At 60.2% G+C, this 19,480-nt stretch carries 16 protein-coding genes and 1 riboswitch; of the genes, 8 read left to right on the plus strand and 8 right to left on the minus strand.

Annotated features, from left to right (window positions below):
• Positions 1–247: 247 nt before the first annotated feature.
• Together AC13RE_RS03260 and AC13RE_RS03265 are read right to left on the minus strand one after the other, a co-directional pair.
• Positions 248–1,207 carry a nucleoside hydrolase gene (locus AC13RE_RS03260; protein ID WP_488561942.1) on the minus strand — a complete coding sequence of 320 codons (960 nt, stop codon included), beginning with the start codon at positions 1,205–1,207 and terminating at the stop codon, positions 248–250.
• Between the two features lie 162 nt (positions 1,208–1,369).
• Entirely contained in the window at positions 1,370–1,774 is a 405-nt protein-coding gene (locus tag AC13RE_RS03265; RefSeq protein WP_459456262.1) for a cobalamin biosynthesis protein, read from the minus strand.
• A 147-nt stretch (positions 1,775–1,921) separates the two neighbouring features.
• Here AC13RE_RS03265 and AC13RE_RS03270 point away from each other — a divergent pair, with 147 nt between their 5' ends.
• The 3 genes from AC13RE_RS03270 (at position 1,922) to AC13RE_RS03280 (ending at position 3,972) form a co-directional block, all read left to right on the plus strand.
• The gene (locus tag AC13RE_RS03270; RefSeq protein WP_488561943.1) at positions 1,922–2,707 is read left to right on the plus strand and encodes a TSUP family transporter; all 786 of its coding nucleotides are present in this window, start codon (positions 1,922–1,924) and stop codon (positions 2,705–2,707) included.
• A gap of 99 nt (positions 2,708–2,806) precedes the next feature.
• Positions 2,807–3,172 carry a nuclear transport factor 2 family protein gene (locus AC13RE_RS03275; protein ID WP_488561944.1) on the plus strand — a complete coding sequence of 122 codons (366 nt, stop codon included), beginning with the start codon at positions 2,807–2,809 and terminating at the stop codon, positions 3,170–3,172.
• Positions 3,169–3,972, plus strand: a complete 804-nt coding sequence (locus AC13RE_RS03280; RefSeq protein ID WP_132716885.1) for a helix-turn-helix transcriptional regulator — start codon at positions 3,169–3,171, stop codon at positions 3,970–3,972. The genes AC13RE_RS03275 and AC13RE_RS03280 overlap by 4 nt, the downstream gene beginning before the upstream one ends.
• 14 nt (positions 3,973–3,986) lie before the next feature.
• On the opposite strand, the gene cobO is transcribed toward AC13RE_RS03280, so the two are convergent.
• The 5 genes from cobO to cobU form a co-directional block, all read right to left on the minus strand.
• A complete protein-coding gene (gene cobO / locus AC13RE_RS03285) occupies positions 3,987–4,631 on the minus strand; it encodes a cob(I)yrinic acid a,c-diamide adenosyltransferase (protein WP_132716886.1) in 645 nt (214 codons plus the stop codon).
• Positions 4,628–5,227 carry a dimethylsulfonioproprionate lyase family protein gene (locus AC13RE_RS03290; RefSeq protein ID WP_132716887.1) on the minus strand — a complete coding sequence of 200 codons (600 nt, stop codon included), beginning with the start codon at positions 5,225–5,227 and terminating at the stop codon, positions 4,628–4,630. Before AC13RE_RS03290 ends, cobO begins: the two co-directional genes overlap by 4 nt.
• Positions 5,224–9,204, minus strand: a complete 3,981-nt coding sequence (gene cobN, locus AC13RE_RS03295; RefSeq protein ID WP_488561945.1) for a cobaltochelatase subunit CobN — start codon at positions 9,202–9,204, stop codon at positions 5,224–5,226. Before cobN ends, AC13RE_RS03290 begins: the two co-directional genes overlap by 4 nt.
• Before the next feature lie 236 nt (positions 9,205–9,440).
• Positions 9,441–10,490, minus strand: coding sequence for a cobalamin biosynthesis protein CobW (cobW, locus tag AC13RE_RS03300; protein WP_488561946.1), 1,050 nt, complete (start codon positions 10,488–10,490; stop codon positions 9,441–9,443).
• 5 nt (positions 10,491–10,495) lie between these two features.
• Positions 10,496–11,020: a bifunctional adenosylcobinamide kinase/adenosylcobinamide-phosphate guanylyltransferase gene (cobU, locus tag AC13RE_RS03305; RefSeq protein ID WP_488561947.1), complete on the minus strand. Its 525-nt coding sequence runs from the start codon at positions 11,018–11,020 to the stop codon at positions 10,496–10,498.
• A 141-nt stretch (positions 11,021–11,161) separates the two neighbouring features.
• Positions 11,162–11,560: riboswitch (cobalamin riboswitch) on the minus strand.
• A gap of 180 nt (positions 11,561–11,740) precedes the next feature.
• On the opposite strand from cobU, the gene AC13RE_RS03310 reads away from it, so the two are divergent.
• Positions 11,741–13,537, plus strand: a complete 1,797-nt coding sequence (locus tag AC13RE_RS03310; protein WP_488561948.1) for a chloride channel protein — start codon at positions 11,741–11,743, stop codon at positions 13,535–13,537.
• Here AC13RE_RS03310 and AC13RE_RS03315 read toward each other — a convergent pair.
• Positions 13,534–14,988, minus strand: coding sequence for a cobyric acid synthase (locus AC13RE_RS03315; protein WP_488561949.1), 1,455 nt, complete (start codon positions 14,986–14,988; stop codon positions 13,534–13,536). The genes AC13RE_RS03310 and AC13RE_RS03315 overlap by 4 nt on opposite strands.
• A gap of 235 nt (positions 14,989–15,223) precedes the next feature.
• Between AC13RE_RS03315 and AC13RE_RS03320 the strand changes: the two genes are divergently transcribed.
• The 4 genes from AC13RE_RS03320 to AC13RE_RS03335 all read left to right on the plus strand — a co-directional run bounded on the left by AC13RE_RS03320 (position 15,224) and on the right by AC13RE_RS03335 (position 19,388).
• The gene (locus AC13RE_RS03320; RefSeq protein ID WP_015340209.1) at positions 15,224–15,367 is read left to right on the plus strand and encodes a hypothetical protein; all 144 of its coding nucleotides are present in this window, start codon (positions 15,224–15,226) and stop codon (positions 15,365–15,367) included.
• Positions 15,368–16,185: 818 nt separating this feature from the next.
• On the plus strand, positions 16,186–17,184 hold the full coding sequence (locus AC13RE_RS03325; RefSeq protein WP_132716893.1) for an ABC transporter substrate-binding protein: 999 nt from the start codon (positions 16,186–16,188) through the stop codon (positions 17,182–17,184).
• Between the two features lie 247 nt (positions 17,185–17,431).
• On the plus strand, positions 17,432–18,343 hold the full coding sequence (locus AC13RE_RS03330; RefSeq protein ID WP_112334613.1) for an ABC transporter permease: 912 nt from the start codon (positions 17,432–17,434) through the stop codon (positions 18,341–18,343).
• The gene (locus tag AC13RE_RS03335) at positions 18,336–19,388 is read left to right on the plus strand and encodes a quaternary amine ABC transporter ATP-binding protein (RefSeq protein ID WP_488561950.1); all 1,053 of its coding nucleotides are present in this window, start codon (positions 18,336–18,338) and stop codon (positions 19,386–19,388) included. The genes AC13RE_RS03330 and AC13RE_RS03335 overlap by 8 nt, the downstream gene beginning before the upstream one ends.
• Positions 19,389–19,480: the final 92 nt, after the last annotated feature.

Raw genomic sequence — 19,480 nt, forward strand, 5'->3', positions numbered from 1 at the left:
AGAACGGGATAAGGCGATCTCGATTCGACATCGCTCCCACTGCAAACATTACGTCACATACCCGATCGGCATGAGCGGCAGCACGCTATGGGCTTTTCCAACCACGACAGGAAACGAAAAACAGGTTTGCCGATCGCATGACGCTCCGGACTCGATATTTCCGGACACTCAAGTAGGCTCTTGATAGAGCTGGAAAATGGTCTTCAGCGAATTGTGAAGGGGGCACTGTCGCCCCCCTTCACCGAACTTAGTGCTTCACCTTGCCCAGAATCACGTCGCGGATCAGGTCGAGAACCTGCTGCGAGCGAATGCCGATGCAAGCGATCTGGCTCGGCAGATTGTCCCAGTCGCCCGGCGGAAAGTGCCGACCGGCCGGCTTGATAACCGTCTGACCATCGGCAATGCCGCCACAGACGACGCGGATCGATCCTTCGATCGTATCGAACAACTCGGGCGCCACGACATAGACGCAGGCGCAGCTATCGTGGACCATCATGCCGTCTTCGACCGCATGATGGTAGAAATCGATATAGGACTGCGACAGGTCGGCCAGGAGCTGCACCGAGGGACCGCCCGCTTTCGCCATATCAGCGAGGTAGCTGCGGCCCATGGTCGTCACCGACGTCACGTCGAGACCGACTACGACCACCTTCCAGGCTGCCGTCATGACGAAATCGGCAGCTTCCGGATCGCCGTGAATATTGGCTTCCGCGACTGGAGAAACATTGCCCGGTACGTAGAAATTGCCGCCCATGATGACGACATCCTTTACGAGCTTGGCGATTTCCGGATCGTGCTTCAGCGCCAGAGCCAGATTGGTCATGCGGCCGACGGCGACCAGGGTCACCTCGCCGGGATGGGCGCGAACCGTGTCGATAATGAACTGATAGGCGGGCCGCGGATCGGTCGGCAGGTCGATCGCCTCAGGCACGTCGATGTCGCCGAGACCGTTATGGCCGTGAACCATCGTCGGCCAGGGGCGCTCGTGCCGCGACGGATCGAAGGTAACGCTGGCGCCGCGCGCGACCGGGCACGGAATATTCCACTCGCGTTTCAGGAACAGCGCGTTACGCGTCGTCGTGTCCACGGAGGCATTGCCGAAAACCGTCGTCACGCCAAGAAGGTCGATACCCGGGTGACGATGCAAAAAGAGAAGCGCCATGGCGTCATCGACGCCAGGATCGGTATCATAAATGACCTTATGCATGCTTTTTCCTTACCAACATACTGAATAAGCTTGATCTTTCGGAAATTTACTTCGCTTGGGATCAGCGCTTGACCTACCGGCATACACGAGAACAGGCGGCGGTGAAATGCCGTCAGGATCTCCTGCGGATCATTTGCGAGACTTGCGTTGCGAATTCGCTGCTCAGGCAATCCTGGCGATCGCCGCCGTAGCAAAGCCGGACTTGATCTTGGGAAGCACGAGCTCGGAGTCCGGGCCGGCGGCCGCCAGCGCCGCCGCTTCTGCGACGCCGTGACAACCGACATGCGCGAAAACAATCTCGGAGGGATTCTTCAGTCTGGGTGTCTCCCGCTCCAGTGCAGCCGCCTTGAAGAAGCGGGCCGGGAGACGAAAATGCGTGGCGGTCTCGAGAATGGCCGGTTCGTCCATGCGCGTGTCGATCGATACAACGGCCAGAACCTGATCACTCCCGATCCCGACCTCCTGGAATGCTCTTTCCGCAAGCATCCGCACTTCATTCCAGTCCGTGCCGCGCTCGCAGCCAAGGCCCAGAAGATAGCGGCGGGTGGAATTGGCATATGTCGTCATATTCGCTCCCAGCAGCATCGACCGATATGACAGCTGTAGCGGGCACCTTTCGACACGTCAATTTCGCCTGGTGTGTCCTGATAGCAATTGCCTTGCGGCGGGCGAAGTGCCAGAAGGCCGCTGATTTCCCGCCTCCGAGTTCCCACCTTGCCAGATATTACATTTCAACTGCTGATTTTGCTCTTTGCCGCTGCGTTCTTCGCCGGTTTCGTCGATTCCATTGCGGGCGGCGGTGGGCTGATTACCGTCCCTGCCATGCTGCTAGCAGGCATTCCACCGCTGCAGACCCTTGGCACGAACAAGGTGCAATCCATCTGCGGCGCGGCTTCGGCAACGATCGCCTATGCCCGGCAAGGACACGTGCAGCTTCGCGAGCAGCTTCCCATGGCGTTGATGGCAGTCATCGGCGGCATGCTCGGTGCGTTGCTGGCGACCGTCATGCCAAGCCAGGTCCTGCGCATCATCCTGCCCTTCCTGCTGATCGCAATCGCGCTCTATTTCGCCCTGAAACCCAATCTCGGCGATGTCGAAAAGCATCGGCGCATGAGTGCCGGACTTTTCGGCGTGACGTTCGTGCCGCTGATCGGCTTCTATGACGGCGCCTTCGGCCCCGGAACCGGCTCGTTCCTGATGCTCGCCTTCGTGACCCTCGCCGGCTTCGGCCTCTTGAAGGCGACGGCGCATACGAAGCTGCTCAATTTCGGATCGAATCTCGGCGGCCTGATCGTCTTCATCTTCTCCGGCGCCATCCTTTGGAAAGTCGGGCTGACGATGGGGTTCGGCCAATTCCTCGGCGCGCAGCTCGGTTCGCGGCTTGCCATGCGCATCGGCGCCAAGCTGATCAAACCGCTGCTCGTCATCGTCTGCATCGCCTTCGCGACCAAACTGCTGGCAGACCCCACCCATCCCGTCAGGATCTGGCTCGGCCTCTAGAACGGGTCTTTGATTACCTCTGACGTAATTGATAGTACTTCGGTCCGCGCCGATGATCGCCCTGCCTGAACGGTTCAGGCGATCCAAAGGAGTTGACCGATGACTGACGCAAACATCATTGCTGACCGCTATATCGCCATCTGGAACGAGGCCGACACCGAACGTCGCCGTGCGCTCATCGCCGAGGCTTGGACGGAAGACTGCAGCTATGTCGACCCGATGATGCGCGCCGATAATCGCGAGCAGATCCACGCACTCGTCACCGCGGCACACGAACGCTTCCCCGGCTTCCGCTTCACGCTCATCACCGAGGGCGAGCGCCACGGCAACAATCTCCGCTTCTCCTGGGGCTTCGGTCCGGCCGACGCCGAGCCGCTCGTCAAGGGCACAGATTTCGCCATCCTCGAAGGTGAACGCCTGAAGTCCGTTCACGGCTTCATCGACCAGCTGCCGGCTGCCGCATGATGAACCCGGCCCGCTCTCTCGGCGACCATCTGCGCGAATGGCGGCAACGCCGCCGCCTGAGCCAGCTCGAATTCGCCCTTGAAGCCGATATATCGCAGCGACATCTGAGCTTCATCGAGAGCGGGCGGGCACTTCCAAGCCGCGAGATGCTGATGCATCTCGCCGAACGGCTCGACGTGCCATTGCGCGAACGCAATCCGATGCTCCTGGCGGCCGGCTTTGCCCCGGTCTTTCCAGAGCGCAAACTGGACGATCCGGCGCTTGCTCCGGCACGGCGCGCGATCGATATGCTGCTGAAAGGACACGAGCCCTTCCCGGCCCTGGCCGTCGACCGGCATTGGACGCTCATCGCCGCAAATGCCGCCGTCGCTCCGCTTCTCGCGGGGGTGACCGATGCCTCGCTGACCGAAGGGCCAATCAACGTCCTGCGGCTCAGCCTGCACCCCCACGGCTTGGCGCCTCGGATCGCCAATCTCCATGAATGGCGGGCGCATCTACTGGAACGCCTACGCCAGCAGATATCGGCAACTGGCGATCCAATCCTCATAAAACTGCTTGCGGAACTGTCCACCTATCCTGCGCCGGCGACATCGAAATCGATGGCTCCGGAACGGGATTTCGCCGGCATCGCCGTACCTCTGGAGCTTGTCACCGAAGCGGGACATCTATCGTTTCTGTCCACTACGACGGTCTTCGGAACGCCTGTCGATGTCACGCTGTCGGAACTCGCCATCGAATCCTTCTTTCCCGCGAATCCGCAGACGGCGGAAACTCTGAGGACGATGCTGCCGGGCGGCTGAGGCCCGGCAAACGGTTAGAACTCGACGCCCGGCTGGCCCTTGATGCCGGAGCGGAAAGGATGCTTGATCAATTCCATCTCGGTGACGAGGTCGGCAATCTCGATCAGTTCTTCCTTGGCGTTACGGCCCGTCAAGACCACATGCGTCATGTAGGGCTTCTCGTTCCTGAGGAATTCGATCACGTCGTTGATGTCGAGATAGTCGTAACGAAGCGCAATGTTGATCTCGTCAAGCAGCACCATCGAATTACGCTCGTCGCGGATCAGCTCCTTGGCCTTTTCCCAGGCAGCGGACGCCGCCGCCACGTCTCGGGCTCGGTCCTGAGTCTCCCATGTGAAGCCCTCACCCATCGTATGGAACTGGCATAGATCGGAGAAATGCTTCTCGATCAGATCGCGCTCGCCGGTCCACATGGCGCCCTTGATGAACTGCACGACGGCGCTCGGCTTCCCATGAGCGATGTGACGGAAGATCATGCCAAAAGCGGACGAGGACTTTCCCTTGCCCTTGCCGGTATGGACAATGATCAGACCTTTCTCATCGTTTTTGGTCGCCATGATCTTGTCGCGGGCAGCCTTCTTCTTGGCCATCTTGTCGGCGTGACGGGCATCGTCGTTCTTCGGGGCGTCCGCGCCGGTTTCGGCCAATTCGTCGCTCATTGCATTCTCCCTGATATGATCGATTTCTGTGCCAGCGGGCCACCGCGCCAAAGATAGAGCGCGACGAGTGGCTGGTCTTCCGTGCGCATGGCGTGGCGGATATTCGAGGGGTGATGGATGATCTCGCCCGACCAGCGCGGCAGGAATGGCTGGGCATCCTTGCTCCACAGCGAGCCGTCGGTCAGCGGGATATAGATCTCCTCAGCCTCGTGATGATGATCCGGATAATGCACGCCGGGACCGAGCAACAGGAAGCCGCCGGCCATCTCCTCGCTCGCAAAATGGCCGCGCGTGCCGAACAGCTCGACCCAGCCATATCGCTGCAGGAAATCGCTGCCGAAATCGGCAATGCTATAGGTCTGAGCCCAATGCAGTTCGTTCGCAGCTTGAAAGAGCCTGTCGAACAGCACGCCTTCTGCACCCTCGCCCAACTGAGCATGCTTTCGAAGATAATGGACGACGGGCAAGTCGTGCGTCGCAAGCGAGCGCTGCTGCGCCGGCCAGTCAAAGCCTTCGATGAAATGCCGCAGCATCGGATCGCTGCGCGACAGCAGGTAATCTCGAAAACCAACCAGAAGCTCGTCGATCACACTCATTCCGCCGCGTCCTTGCCCTTATCAAGGCTTTCCAGATCGAACCGCGCCGAATTGCTTCTCGGCGTCCAGAGCTGGCGATCGATCGCCTCCAGCAGACGTTCCCGCATCTCCCGAAGTGCTGCCGGGTTCTTCTCCGCCATGAAATCGCGCACGCTCTGATCGATGACGAAAGCCTGATAGACAGCCTCGAAATGATGATTGCGCACAGCACCCGTCGTCGCGGCAAAGGCAAAGAGATAATCCACAGTTGCCGCGATCTCGAAGGCGCCCTTATAGCCGTGCCGCATGATGCCCTCGATCCACTTGGGATTGACGACGCGACCGCGCACCACACGGCCGATCTCCTCTTCCAGCGAGCGGATCACAGGCTTTTCCGGCCTAGAGTGGTCGTTGTGATAGATCGAGGGACGCGCACCGCCGAGCTGCTCGGCCGCTGCCGCCATGCCGCCCTCGAACTGATAATAATCGTCGCTGTCGAGCAAATCGTGCTCGCGATTGTCCTGGTTCTGCACCACCGCCTGGATCGAACGCAACCGCTCCTCGAAGACGCCGCGCTCGGCTCTGCCTTCCTCGCCGGCGCCATAGGCATAGCTGCCCCAGACAAGGTAGGCTTCAGCCAGATCCGCGCGGCGCTCCCATCCCTTCTCGTCGATGAGTGCCTGCAGACCGGCGCCATAAGCCCCCGGCTTGGAACCGAAGACGCGATAACCAGCCCTGCGGCTGGCAGAGGCAGCGTCGAGGCCGGCGGCTTCGAGCCGCGCGATCTCGCCGCGCATGCGCGCCGCAATGGGATTGTCCGCAGCATCTTCATCGAGCATGCCGACGGCACGGATTGCCTTGTCGAATAAGGCGATCTGCTCGGGAAAGGCATCGCGGAAGAAGCCGGAGATGCGCAGCGTGACATCGACACGCGGCCGCCGGAGCATGGCCGGCGGAATGATCTCGTAGCCGGTGACGCGGCGAGACGTCATGTCCCAGACAGGCTTGACGCCGATCAGCGCCAGCGCCTGCGCGATATCGTCACCGCCCGTGCGCATGTTCGAAGTGCCCCAGGCCGTCAGGCCGAAGGAAACGGGCCATTCGCCATGGTCCTGAACGTAACGGCGGATCAGCAACTCGGCCGATTTCCTGCCAAGCTCATAGGCCGCCGGCGTCGGGACGGCGCGACTATCGACCGAATAGAAATTCCGCCCTGTTGGCAGCACATCGGGCCTGCCTCTTGTCGGTGCACCGGAAGGACCAGGCGGAACGAAGCGGCCGTCCAGGCCTTTGAGCAGGGCTGCGATTTCCGCATCGCCGCAGGCGAGGATGGACGGCTGTAGCTTTGCGGCGATTTCGTCGAGAACCAGACGCGTGTTTGGCCAGGTCTCGGGGCAGGCTATTTCGCCATTCACGAGTTTTGCGGCCAGCAGTTCGATCCGCTCGACGGTATCGCCGTGGGTGCGCCAGGAGGCGTCGGAGATATCTTGGAGGATTGTAGTGCGCGGGCCTGTCCATTCGGCGGCCATATCGCAGTCAAGCGGGTCGAATGGTTTGCTCGGAGAGTTACCCCCCTCTGTCAGCTTCGCTGACATCTCCCCCACAAGGAGGGAGATTGGTGCGAGTATGCTGCCCGACGTTCCTGCCTCTCCATCGACAGTATCTGCGGCCTCGATCTCGGTTTGATGAAGAGAAGCGCCGCGAGCAACCAATCTCCCCCCTTGTGGGGGAGATGTCGCGGGAGCGACAGAGGGGGGTGTAGCACTCTCCACGTCCACGAACGCATCTCTTGCAATCGCCCGCTGCAGGCTCTGATCGCCGTCCTCGCCCAGCCCGCGCGGCACCCTTGCCAGCGCCACCGTCAGATCCGTCAACAGCCGCCCGGAAGGCGAAACGCCGAAGATGTGCAGGCCATCGCGGATCTGCATCTCCTTGAGGTCGCAAAGATAGGCATCAAGCTTGCGCAATGCCTCGTCTTCGCCCTCGCCCTTGGCGATGCCGGCATCCTGATCCAGCCCGATATCGGCGACGAGATCGAGGATCTGCTTGCGCAGCAGACGGATGCGGCGCGGATCACCGCCCGAGGCCTCGTAATATTCGTCGACCAGCGCTTCCAGATCCTTTAGCGGGCCATAGCTTTCGGCGCGTGTCAGCGGCGGCGTCAGGTGATCGATGATGACGGCGCTCGTGCGGCGCTTTGCCTGCGTGCCCTCGCCGGGATCGTTGACGATGAAAGGATAGAGATTCGGCAGCGGCCCGAGGATCGCTTCCGGATAGCAGCTTTCCGACAGTGCCAGCGCCTTGCCCGGTAGCCATTCTAGATTGCCATGCTTGCCCATGTGGATGACCGCATGCGCATCGAAGGAACGGCGAAGGAAGGCATAGAAGGCGAGATAGCCGTGTGGCGGCACGAGATCGGGAGAGTGGTAACTCTCCTTCGGATCGATGTTGTAGCCGCGCGCCGGCTGGATGCCGACAAGCACGTCGCCGAAGCGGGCGAACGGCAAGGCAAAACCGTTATCGAGCGCGTAAGGATCGGCCTCAGGCTTCCCCCAACGCACCGTGATTTCATCCTGAATCTGTTTGGGAAGTGACGAGAAGAAATCCTTGTAGTCGCTGAAGGAAAGCCTCTCGCGGACGACGCGGCCATCGCGCCCCGAATTTGTCGGGCCTTCCGCCAGATGCCGCATCAGTGCATCGCCATCGGCAGGCAGATCGGCAACGCCGTAGCCTGCCGCCTGCATCGCGTTCAGAACCTCGATCGTGCCGGCCGGCGTATCGAGCCCGACGCCATTGCCGAGCCGCCCATCGCGATTGGGATAGTTTGCCATGACCAGCGCGACGCGGCGATCGCCGGGCGGAGTATTGCGCAGCCGCGCCCAATTGGCGGCGAGGCGCGCCGTATAGAGCATGCGATCCTCAAGCGGTTCGCTGGCGACGATATTGGCCTCGACCCGCTCGTCATAGCGGGCCGCAGCCTTGAAGGACACAGCGCGCGCAAGAACACGCCCATCGACCTCGGGCAAAGCCACATTCATGCCGAGATCGCGGGCCGAAAGCCCCTGCGAAGATACCTCCCACGCCTCCTTCGATGACGCCGAGAAGATGGCCTGCAGAACCACGGCATCACCCGTTTCCAGCACCGTTGCCTGACGATCCGCGCCCGGCGCCGACACGGCAAAGCCTGTCGCGTTGATGACCACGCTCGGCTTCAACTCGGTAAAGACACTGTCGAGAATGCCGACCGACACGGCATCCTTGAGACTATAGGCAAAGACCGGCAACGGCCGCAGCCCCTCGGCGATGAGCGCCTCTATCATGGCTTCGACGGGTCTGGTTTCACCGCTCTGAACCAGCGCGCGGTAGAAAGAAATGGCAACCGTCGGGGATTCGAGGCCCTCCGGGACCACCATCCCGGAATTGGAAAGTCTCCGCCACTCCTCGACGCCGATCACGCCCTTGCCCGGCCACCAGATGCCAGCCTTCATCAAGGGTACAGCAGGCATCGGCTTCTCGGCGCCCGAGAGCATCGCCTCGGCATAGGCGAGAAACGCTCGCGAATTCGCCTCCCCACCCTCGATCAGATAGGACCAGAGCGCGTTGAGATCATCGAGCGCGACGTTGGAGAATGGCGTCAGCCCGGGATCCGGCTTCGAATCCCCCGGCAGCACCGCAATCAAGGCACCCTGGCGCGCCGCGCAGGCATGCAGCGCTTCCAGAGCATAATGGAAGTAACTCGCCCCTCCCAGCGCTCGCACGATGATGAGCTTCGCATGCCGCGCTGTCCTGTCGACATAGGTATCGACGGACATCGGATGCTTGAGGCTCATCAGGCTCGCAAGCCGAAGGGAACGGCCGCCCTCACCATGCGCTGCGGCAATCGCCGCAAGCTCGGTATCGGCAGCCGACAGAAAGAGGATATCACCGGGCGACTGCCCGAGATCGATCGCCTCCTCGCCGTCGTTGATCGTTCCCTTTTGAGCCAGGAGAAGGTGCATCAGGCGTCAGAGTATGCGGTGGCATACCCCCCTCTGTCACTTCGTGACATCTCCCCCACAAAGGGGGAGATTGTTTGGTGCCATGCCTCACCCCAACGACCATCCGAAGCCACTAAAACCTCGGTAGTCAGCCGTTTCGCAAAAACGTAGTCGCGAGCTCCCAATCTCCCCCCTAGTGGGGGAGATGTCCCGCAAGGGACAGAGGGGGGTGTTTCTGGACAAAGACACAGCATCGATCAAACCAGCGCTTCGATCGCTTTGCGCACGATCGTCTCATCCATCTCGTGCAGGCCGATCACGACAAGCCGGGTCGCGCGGGCTTCACCCGGCGTCCAGGCGCGATCGAAATAGGTGTCGATGCGGCTGCCAACAGCCTGAAGCTGCAGGCGCATGGGCTTGCCGGGGACATCGACGAAGCCTTTCAGGCGCAGCACGTCATGCTCGGCAATCACGCCCTTCAGCGCATCGACGAAGGCCGCCGGGTCGGCAATCGGGCCAAGCTCGACAACGAAGCTGTCGAACTCGTCGTGATCGTGCGGCGTGCCGTCTTCATGCTCCAGTTCATGATGGGATTTGCGGTTGACGATATCGTCTTCCGTGCCGATGCCGAGGCCGAGCAGGATGGCGGCCGGCACATCGCCGTTCTTCGCTTCGATAATCGTCGGCTTGCGTGCCGTGCGCGAGGCAACCTCGGCGCGGACGCGGCCGAGACCGTCGACATCGATCAGATCGGTCTTGTTGAGCACGATCAGATCGGCGCAGGTCAGCTGGTCCTCGAACAGTTCTTCGATCGGGCTTTCATGATCGAGCGAGTCGTCCTCGACGCGGGCGGCTTCGACAGCGTCATGATCGTCGGCAAAACGGCCGGCGGCAACGGCGGCACTATCGACGACGGTGATGACGCCATCGACGGTGACATGGGTGCGGATATCGGGCCAGTTGAAGGCAGCGACCAGCGGCTGCGGCAGCGCAAGGCCCGAGGTCTCGATGACGATGTGATCCGGGCGCGCATCGCGCTCCAGAAGCTTCGTCATGGTCGGAATGAAATCGTCGGCCACGGTGCAGCAGATGCAGCCATTGGTCAGCTCGATGATGTCGTCTTCGGTGCAGTTCTCCGCGCCGCAGCCCTTGAGCACGTCGCCATCGACGCCGAGATCGCCGAATTCGTTGATGATCAAAGCGATCTTCTTGCCGCCGGCATTCTGCAGGAGGTTGCGGATCATCGTCGTCTTTCCGGCTCCCAGGAAGCCGGTGATGACGGTAGCGGGAATCTTTTCCTGGTTCATATGCATCAACCCTTCATTTTCAGCGGTAGGCCCGCTGCGATAAAATAAACTTCGGCACTCGCCGCCCCGACCATCTGGTGCAGGCGGCCGGCATGATCGCGAAATTCGCGCGCCATGCGATTCTCCGGCACGATTCCCAAGCCTACCTCGTTGGAGACGAGAACAAGCCTTGATCGTGCGGTCGGCAGAAAGGCGGTCAGGGCGGCAAATTCCGCCGCCATGTCACGCTCGGCCATCATCAGATTGGTGACCCATAGCGTCAGGCAGTCGACAAGCACTGCCCGCCCCTCGGCGTCGACGGCGGCAAGCTGCCCGACAAGATCGATCGGCTCCTCATGCGTTTGCCATAGATCGCCGCGGTCGGCACGATGCTTCGCGATGCGCTCGCGCATCTCGTCGTCCCATGCCTGCCCTGTCGCCACATAGTGACGTTCAAGACCCGTGTCCGAGACCAGGGATTCGGCAAACCTGGATTTGCCGGAACGCGCGCCCCCAAGGACGAAGACTGCTCGGGAAGTCGAAGACGACATACGCTATGCCCGCTCCCAGGCGGAAGCGAGGGTCGGCAGCACATCGCTGGAACCGGAAAACGGGCGCCTACACGCCAAAAACTCGTCTTGCGCCATGACAACCTCCGTGCTGGCAGCGGAACTGACGTCCCAGAACAGGCTCTGTGCCCGGCACGCATGGCAGGTCTCCTGGCTCGCGGATAAGGCGCCGCGACGGGGGCGGACCGAAACCGGTCGCCCCCGATCGTGCGCCAGCGGATCTTTCTCGCCTTCCCGGCAATGCATCATGAAAAGGCGGACGATTCGTAGAATAAGAGGCGTCCAGCCCCGGTTGATCATGATGCCACGCCAGTGGCTTTTTCGACTTGAGCCTGTCCCGCCCCGTTCGCCCCATGCGAACCATCGATGGAATAGGTTTCAAACCGAACGAAAGACCCTGACCGCTCTACAGTCGCGGGGTCGGCTGTGATGAGAACGCCCGGATTGGGTCCGTCCCTCCACATTCCCTTTTCATCCCATGCGGCAGATCGCCGCTCAGGAACCATTCGTTATACCGGCAATGATTAGGCTTTCACTTACCTCAAGTCAATCAAGGGCATGGATGCGACCTGCGCCATCCTGATTACGAAATCGGCTGAAAATTCCCATAAAGCCAACGGCTTTTTTGCCGTATTTCTTTGATGTTAGGAGGTTATAGAGGGTAGGCTCTCGCATTCGAGTAAAACGTATCGTCCGTTTCCCATGTTGCAGAAATTCCAACCGCGACGCCTCGGCGTCTTCTCGGCTCTGTTCGATCTCGGTCGATTCAGGGCATTGCTGCGCCGTGGCGAATTGGGACTTGTCTTCGCCGGAGCGCTGGTGGGAATAGTATCCGGCTGTGCCGTAACGGCGATGAGCTATATCTCGCGCAAGTTTCACAGCGTCATCTACGGCATAACCGACTACGAACGCTTGAGTTCAGCGGCGATGGCAATTCAGGACAAATCCGTATTGTTCATCGCACCGATCGCGGGCGGCATCATTCTCGGCATACTGCTCTATATATTATCCCGCACACGCAAAAAGCCGATGGTCGACCCGATCGAAGCCAATGCACTGCATGGCGGCCGCATGTCGCTGACCGACAGCATCATCGTGGCCGTGCAAAACCTGATTTCCAATGGATTCGGCGCCTCTGTCGGGCTTGAAGCAGGTTACACGCAGCTCGCCGCGGGCATTGCCTCCAAGTTCGGCTACAAGATGCAGATGCGTCGCGCGGACCTGCGCATGCTCGTCGGCTGCGGCGCGGCCGGCGCCATCGCCGCAGCATTCAATGCTCCGCTCACCGGCGCCTTTTACGCCTTCGAGCTGATCATCGGCAGCTATTCGATCGTGACCCTGACACCCGTCGTCGTCTCGGCGCTGATATCGACCATGATCGCAAGACTGCTCGCCGGCGACGACTTCGCCATCGATATCGATCATTTCGGGGCGATCGTTCCGGCTGATTATCTTCCTGCCATCCTGCTGGGTGCCTTCTGCGCCGGTATCGGCATCCTGATCATGCAGGGCGTCGCATGGGTCGAGGAGCTGGCACGCAAAAGCTCGATCGCGCCGCCCTTCCGCCCTGCGCTTGGCGGCTTGGTGGTGGGAACATTGGCGCTGATCTCACCACAGGTTCTGTCTGCCGGCCATGGCGCCCTGCATCTCAATCTTTCGACCGATGTGACGCTGAGCGCACTTATCGGCGTCTTCATCCTGAAATCCCTGGCATCAGCAGTTTCGATCGGCTCCGGCTTCAGAGGCGGACTCTTCTTTGCCTCCCTGTTCATGGGCGCGCTGCTCGGCAAGATCTTCGCTTATTGCGCACCCTATTTCGATCACGCCACGCTGACGCCGGCCGTCTACGCAGTCGTCGGCATGAGCTCGCTTGCCGTCGCGATCATTGGCGGGCCGCTGACGATGACCTTCCTGGCGCTCGAAATCACCGGAGATTTCCCGATCACTGCTCTGGTTCTGGCGGCGGTCATCACCTCCTCGCTGGTGGTGCGCACGACCTTCGGCTACTCCTTCGCCACATGGCGCTTCCACTTGCGCGGCGAGAGTATCCGCAGCGCTCACGATGTCGGCTGGATCCGCAATCTGACCGTCGCCCGCATGATGCGCCCCGATGTTCATACGGCGAGCATCGACATGAGCATCGAGGAATTCCGCAGGAATTTCCCGATCGGCTCTGCGCAGCGCGTCATTCTGATCGACAAGAACGAGAAATATTCTGGAATGGTCGTCGTACCCGATGTCTATGCGAGCCCTATCGAAAAGGACGACGAAGAGCACGGCCTTTCCGATTTCATCCGGCTGCGCAACGAGTTCCTGCAGCCGCAAATGAATGCCAAGCAGGCAGCCGCCATGTTCGAGCAGACGAAGAGCGAAGCGCTCGTCGTGGTCAACGACCTGATCGAACGCAAGGTCATCGGCCTGTTGACGGAGAGCTATACGCTGCGTCGCTACAGCGAAGAACTCGACCGCCGCCGCCGGGAAGTCTCCGGCGAGCTTTAGGCGACCAGGCTGTCGAGCCAGGCGGGATCGAGTACGCTTTCCAGCTCTGCCGCAACTTCGTCCAGCGCCGCGTCGACGCTGGCGCGATAGTTCATGCGCTCGCCGGAGAGGCCGAAGCTTGCCAGCAGTTTTGCCCGATAAGCGTCGCTGCTGAAAAGGCCATGCAGGTATGTGCCCATGACGCGACCATCCGGCGATACGGCTCCATCAGGCCGCCCGTCGATCATCGCCGATGGCCGCTCGCAGTCCCGGCCCTGCGTCACGCCGAGGTGGATTTCATAACCCGATAACGGCACATCATACTCTCTGGAGACGGCAGTGCTGTTGCGCACGGTCTTTTCCGGCGCCATCTCCGTCTCGATATCCAGCAGGCCCAATCCGGGCGTCTCGGTCACCGATCCCTCAATTCCCAGCGGATCGTGAACGGTATGACCGAGCATCTGGAAGCCACCGCAAATGCCGATGACGCGGCCGCCACGGCGCACATGCGCGGCTATATCGCGGTCCCATCCCTGCTCGCGCAGATCAAGGAGATCACCGATCGTAGACTTCGAACCCGGCAGCACCACGAGCACGGCATCGGCAGGCAAGCGCTCTCCAGCGCGGACAAACACCAAATCGACATCCGGTTCGGCCCGCAGCGGATCGAGATCGTCGAAATTGGCGATGCGCGACAGCACGGGTACGGCGACCTTGAGCGCGCCAGAGGAACCTCGCGCAAGTCGCTCCAATACGACCGAATCCTCCGCCGGCAGGCGCGACGCCGCCCTCAGCCAGGGGACGACACCATGGCAGTGCCACCCCGTGAAGCTGCCAATTGCCTCGATACCCTCACCGAAGAGGGAGACATCGCCACGGAACTTGTTGATCAGATAACCGCGGATCATCCGCCGATCTTCCTCCGGCAAGATATGGTATGTGCCGACCAGCGACGCGATCACGCCGCCGCGGTCTATGTCGCCGACAAGCACGACGGGGACATTGGCGCGTGTCGCAAAACCCATATTGGCGATGTCGCCGCGCCGCAGATTGATTTCGGCGGGCGAACCCGCCCCCTCGACGATGACGAGATCGGTCCCCGCTCTTATCGTGGCGAAGCTTTCGAGCACCGCGCCGAGCAATTGCGGCTTGAGCGCCTGATAGTCCCTGCCCTTGGCCTGTCCCCAGACCTTGCCCTGCACGATGATCTGGCTGCCGGTTTCCGATTGCGGCTTCAACAGCACCGGATTCATATGAACCGATGAGGGAACGCGTGACGCCAGCGACTGCAGCCACTGGGCGCGTCCGATTTCGCCGCCATCCTCGGCAACGGCGGCATTGTTCGACATGTTCTGTGGCTTGAACGGGCGCACTCTGACGCCCCGGTTTGCGAACAGCCGGCACAAGCCCGCGACCAATACCGTTTTTCCGACATCGGATCCGGTTCCCTGCAGCATGATCGCTCTCGTCATTCCTCACCACCTTGATATGCTACAGCCACTGAAAACGCTGGATTTTGCCTTGATTTTGCCGCGATCTCCGCCCCTCCGAGCCCACCGACACGATACAAAAATGCATCACCGCCCGACATGCTCTGTTTGCGACATTGGATGACGATTTCATCCATTGTGAGTTACGCGAAGGAGGATTATCTGCATCGTGAAAACAAACAACAAAACCGGCCGGTCCGGGTCGGAGGATACCCCAATGCTTTTCATCTTCAACAGACAGAATTCCATCCAGATCGCCTGGAACGGCAAGCTTCCGGCTCACCGCCCCGAGAGCCGGCTGCAGCAGCTCGATACGCGCTTCGGCACGGTGGGCTTCATCCGCACCTATAATGTCGGCTGATAGCGCGTCAAGCCGCCAAGCCGAAACATCAGAAGCCGCCATGCGACAGCATTGGCGGCTATATTTTTTTATCACTACCAAGATCGGACTTTAACGACACCGCTTCCGTCGGATGGCAAGTCGTGCCAAAACGGCACTCTTAAAGCGCGAAAACCGCGCGATCCGGAGATCGACGCGGTTTGCCAAAAACGCCGGCTTCCCTGCACATACACCGCAAGGTTCGCATTCCCCGGTACGCTATACCTGATCCAGGGAAGCAGCGGTTGTCCCCCGCCACGCATCGATTGTTAAACCGACATCGTTACTGGAGGGTTATTAAGTGCTTAAATTAGAGTGAATCTGAAAATTTTTTGAAAATTTTCCGCCTTGCGTTGAGAAATCGCAAACGACGCAAATAAGATATAAAACGTCTTTCAGGGACACGATATTTGAGCACCATTCAAATCCGCTTGGGCGGCAAAGCTTTGAGGAAGCCATGTGATGGACGTTTTACAGCCACGAATGGCAGAAAATAGGCTAATTCAGGCGCTTAATTAAGCTTCTCCAAGAGACACGATAACGTCCATCGGCCGACTGGCTGTTGATTTCTTCATCCAAATCCTTACGCTGCCTGATGTCGATGCAAAGAATGCCCAGCCGCGATAAAGTTCAGCGGTCGCAAAAAGACCAAATGCACGACGGCAGCAAAGGGGACCGTACGGGCGTCGTCAGCGGCGTATGAACGGTTGCAATTGGACCGCGCTGACAGGGGATCGACAGAAATCGAACACATTAGGGTCGATTTCCGCAACGTAACGAAAAATTGGGAGACGATATCAATGAAGAAGCTTCTCGCTTCAGCCATCTTCGCATTCGGCGCCTATGCTTTGGCTGGCTCGGCGCACGCGGCGGATTGCGGCAGTGTATCCATTGCTGAAATGAACTGGGCATCCGCAGGCGTTGCCGCGCAGGTTGACAAGATCATCCTGCAGAACGGTTACGGCTGCAATGTCACCCTGGTAACCGGCGATACACAGCCGACCTTTGCCTCCATGAACGAAAAAGGTCAGCCTGACGTCGCACCAGAACTTTGGGTCAACGCTGTGCGCACCGCGCTCGACAAGGCCGTATCCGAGGGCCGTCTGATCGTGGCCGCACCGCTTCTAAGCGACGGCGGCGTCGAAGGCTGGTGGATTCCGAAGTTCCTCGCCGACGCCCATCCGGACATCAAGACCGTTCAGGACGCCCTCAAGCATCCCGAACTTTTCCCTGCCCCCGAAGATCCGTCCAAGGGTGCCGTCTATGACTGCCCGGCAGGTTGGAACTGCCAGATCTCCACGACCAACCTCTACAAGGCTCTTGGCGCCGACAAGCTCGGCTTCACCCTTGTCGATACCGGCTCCGCCGCAGGTCTCGACGGTTCGATCGCCAATGCCTTCGAAAAGAAGACCGGCTGGCTCGGCTACTATTGGGCTCCGACAGCCATCCTCGGCAAGTACGAGATGGTTCGCCTGAGCTTCAACGTGCCGCATGACAAGAAGGATTGGGATGCCTGCACGTCGCAGCAGGATTGCGCCAATCCGAAGGTGAACTCCTATCCGGTTTCGGACGTCTATACCGTCGTGACCAAGGACTTTGCCGCAAAGGCCGGCGTCGCCATGGACTACATGAAGACCCGCAAGTGGGATAACGCCACGGTCGGCAAGGTTCTCGCCTGGATGACCGACAATCAGGGTACGAACGAGGACGGCGCCAAGTACTTCCTCAAGACCTACCCCGATATGTGGACCAAGTGGGTCGCTCCGGACGTCGCCACCAAGATCAAGGCTTCGCTCTGATCCATGTTGCTGAATCGGCGGCGGTCTCGTGCCTGCCGCCGATTTCATATTCGCGCAGAACAACCCAAACGACGCTCATACCGACAGTGCGGCAAGGCGCAAGGTCGCAACGAGTGCAGATTGATGGTGGCGAATATAGTAAGAATGCAAGGGCAGCCTGAAGAACCGGTCGCAGCGCTGCAAGCCATCCACACGTGAAGGCCACACGGGCGGAGCGGGACAAAACCGGACCAAGAAGGGGAAATACATGGCTATTCAGTGTACGATCCTGCCGAATGTGCTCTGCAACTTTCCGGCAATAGATGAATCGCTCATACGCCTCGCACGCAAGAATATCGACGACGGCTTCAGGGCGTCCGTACGCGCCTACGGCACTCTCATCGATGCCATCGTGCAGCCGCTGCAATGGTTTCTGAACTATCTTGAATGGGCATTTACCAATACGCCCTGGTTCATCGTGCTCATCGTGATGATGCTCGTCGTCTATGCAGCAAGCCGCAATCTGAAAATTGTTGCCGGCACCGCGATCTCCATGATCCTCATCGGCGTCTGCGGCCTCTGGACCGACACGATGATCACGCTCGCGATGGTAACGGTCTGTACGCTGATCGCCATCGTCATCGGCCTGCCGATCGGCATATTGATGGCGCGCTCAGACCGGCTGCAGTCGATCGTCAATCCGATCCTCGATGTCATGCAGACCATGCCGAGCTTCGTTTATCTGATCCCGGTCGTCGTCATCTTCGGCATCGGTAAGGTGCCCGGTCTTATCGCCGTCGTCATCTATGCCGTCCCACCGATGATCCGCCTGACCAATCTCGGCATCCGCCTCGTGGACAAGGAAGTGCTGGAAGCCGCCGACGCTTTCGGGTCGTCGCATCGCCAGAAGCTGTTCAACGTGCAGATCCCGCTCGCACTGCCCACCATCATGGCCGGCATCAACCAGACCATCATGATGTCGCTCGCCATGGTCGTCGTCGCCTCGATGGTCGGCGTCGGCGGGCTGGGCCGAAATACGCTGCAGGCGATCAACAACCAGTTTTTCACCGTCGGTTTCCTCAACGGCTTCGCGCTGGTCGCCATCGCCATCATTTTCGACCGTACGAGCCAGGCCTATGGCAGACGGCTCCAGAAGCACTCGGAGGTCATCCATGGCTAGTCACGCGATCCAGATAAAGAGCCTCTACAAGATCTTCGGCCCGCGCGGACGCGACTATGTGGATCAGGTGAAGAACGGTTTGGGCAAAGCCGAGCTCAATGAAACGCATGGTCATGTACTCGGTCTGCAGGACATCAATATCGACATGCCGGCCGGCGCGATCACCGTCGTCATGGGCCTCTCCGGCTCCGGCAAATCGACGCTGATCCGCCATATCAACCGCCTGATCGAGCCGACGGTCGGCGAAGTGCTCTATGACGGCGTTGACGTCTGCAAGATGAACGAAAACGACCTGCGCGAATTCCGCCGCCACAAGACGGCAATGGTGTTCCAGAAATTCGCGCTTCTGCCGCACCGCACCGTGATCGAGAACACGATCTACGGCTTGGACATTCAGGGCGTACCGCGCTCCGAAAGCGAAAAGAAGGGCCAGTACTGGATCGAGCGCGTCGGGCTGAAGGGCTTTGAGAGGCACTATCCGAACCAGCTTTCCGGCGGCATGCAGCAGCGCGTCGGCCTTGCCCGGGCGCTGACGAACGATGCCGACATCCTGCTGATGGACGAGGCCTATTCGGCGCTCGATCCGCTGATCCGTGTGGATATGCAGACCGTCCTGCTCGATCTGCAGAAGGAGTTGAAGAAGACTGTCGTTTTCATCACCCACGATCTCGACGAGGCGCTGCGCCTTGGCGACAAGATCGCGATCCTCCGCGACGGTAAGGTTGTTCAGCAAGGAACCGGTCAGGAGATCGTGCTGCAACCTGCCGACGACTATATCACGGCCTTCGTGAAAGAAGTGAACCGCGGCCGCGTCATCCAGGCCCAGACGATCATGAAGCCGCTTGCCGGCGAGCCGGGCGGCGCGCGCGTGCCTGGCGACATGACGCTGGAAGTCGCCGCCAAGCAGATCACCGAGGCGGGCCAGACAGGAGCCGTCGTCACGGATGCGAGCGGCAAGCCTATCGGCACGATCGATCTGCAAGGCATCATCGCCGCCATGGTCACGCCCACGACACACGACACGGCAGAAATGGCAGCAGCCTGACGGCGAGACTTTTATCTCACGTGACAAAGCGCCCTTACCGGGGCGCTTTTTCTGTCTTGTTGCCGCGTCAACATATTGGGGCAGCCATCTTG

The sequence above is a fragment of the Martinezella sp. CNPSo 3959 genome (assembly GCF_057784355.1).

Coding starts and splice junctions, on each gene's coding strand:
- AC13RE_RS03260 (WP_488561942.1), bottom strand. CDS start 1,207: ATGCATAAGGTCATTTATGATACCGATCCTGGCGTCGATGACGCCATG.
- AC13RE_RS03265 (WP_459456262.1), bottom strand. CDS start 1,774: ATGACGACATATGCCAATTCCACCCGCCGCTATCTTCTGGGCCTTGGC.
- AC13RE_RS03275 (WP_488561944.1), top strand. CDS start 2,807: ATGACTGACGCAAACATCATTGCTGACCGCTATATCGCCATCTGGAAC.
- AC13RE_RS03280 (WP_132716885.1), top strand. CDS start 3,169: ATGATGAACCCGGCCCGCTCTCTCGGCGACCATCTGCGCGAATGGCGG.
- cobO (WP_132716886.1), bottom strand. CDS start 4,631: ATGAGCGACGAATTGGCCGAAACCGGCGCGGACGCCCCGAAGAACGAC.
- AC13RE_RS03290 (WP_132716887.1), bottom strand. CDS start 5,227: ATGAGTGTGATCGACGAGCTTCTGGTTGGTTTTCGAGATTACCTGCTG.
- cobN (WP_488561945.1), bottom strand. CDS start 9,204: ATGCACCTTCTCCTGGCTCAAAAGGGAACGATCAACGACGGCGAGGAG.
- cobW (WP_488561946.1), bottom strand. CDS start 10,490: ATGAACCAGGAAAAGATTCCCGCTACCGTCATCACCGGCTTCCTGGGA.
- cobU (WP_488561947.1), bottom strand. CDS start 11,020: ATGTCGTCTTCGACTTCCCGAGCAGTCTTCGTCCTTGGGGGCGCGCGT.
- AC13RE_RS03310 (WP_488561948.1), top strand. CDS start 11,741: ATGTTGCAGAAATTCCAACCGCGACGCCTCGGCGTCTTCTCGGCTCTG.
- AC13RE_RS03315 (WP_488561949.1), bottom strand. CDS start 14,988: ATGACGAGAGCGATCATGCTGCAGGGAACCGGATCCGATGTCGGAAAA.
- AC13RE_RS03320 (WP_015340209.1), top strand. CDS start 15,224: ATGCTTTTCATCTTCAACAGACAGAATTCCATCCAGATCGCCTGGAAC.
- AC13RE_RS03325 (WP_132716893.1), top strand. CDS start 16,186: ATGAAGAAGCTTCTCGCTTCAGCCATCTTCGCATTCGGCGCCTATGCT.
- AC13RE_RS03330 (WP_112334613.1), top strand. CDS start 17,432: ATGGCTATTCAGTGTACGATCCTGCCGAATGTGCTCTGCAACTTTCCG.
- AC13RE_RS03335 (WP_488561950.1), top strand. CDS start 18,336: ATGGCTAGTCACGCGATCCAGATAAAGAGCCTCTACAAGATCTTCGGC.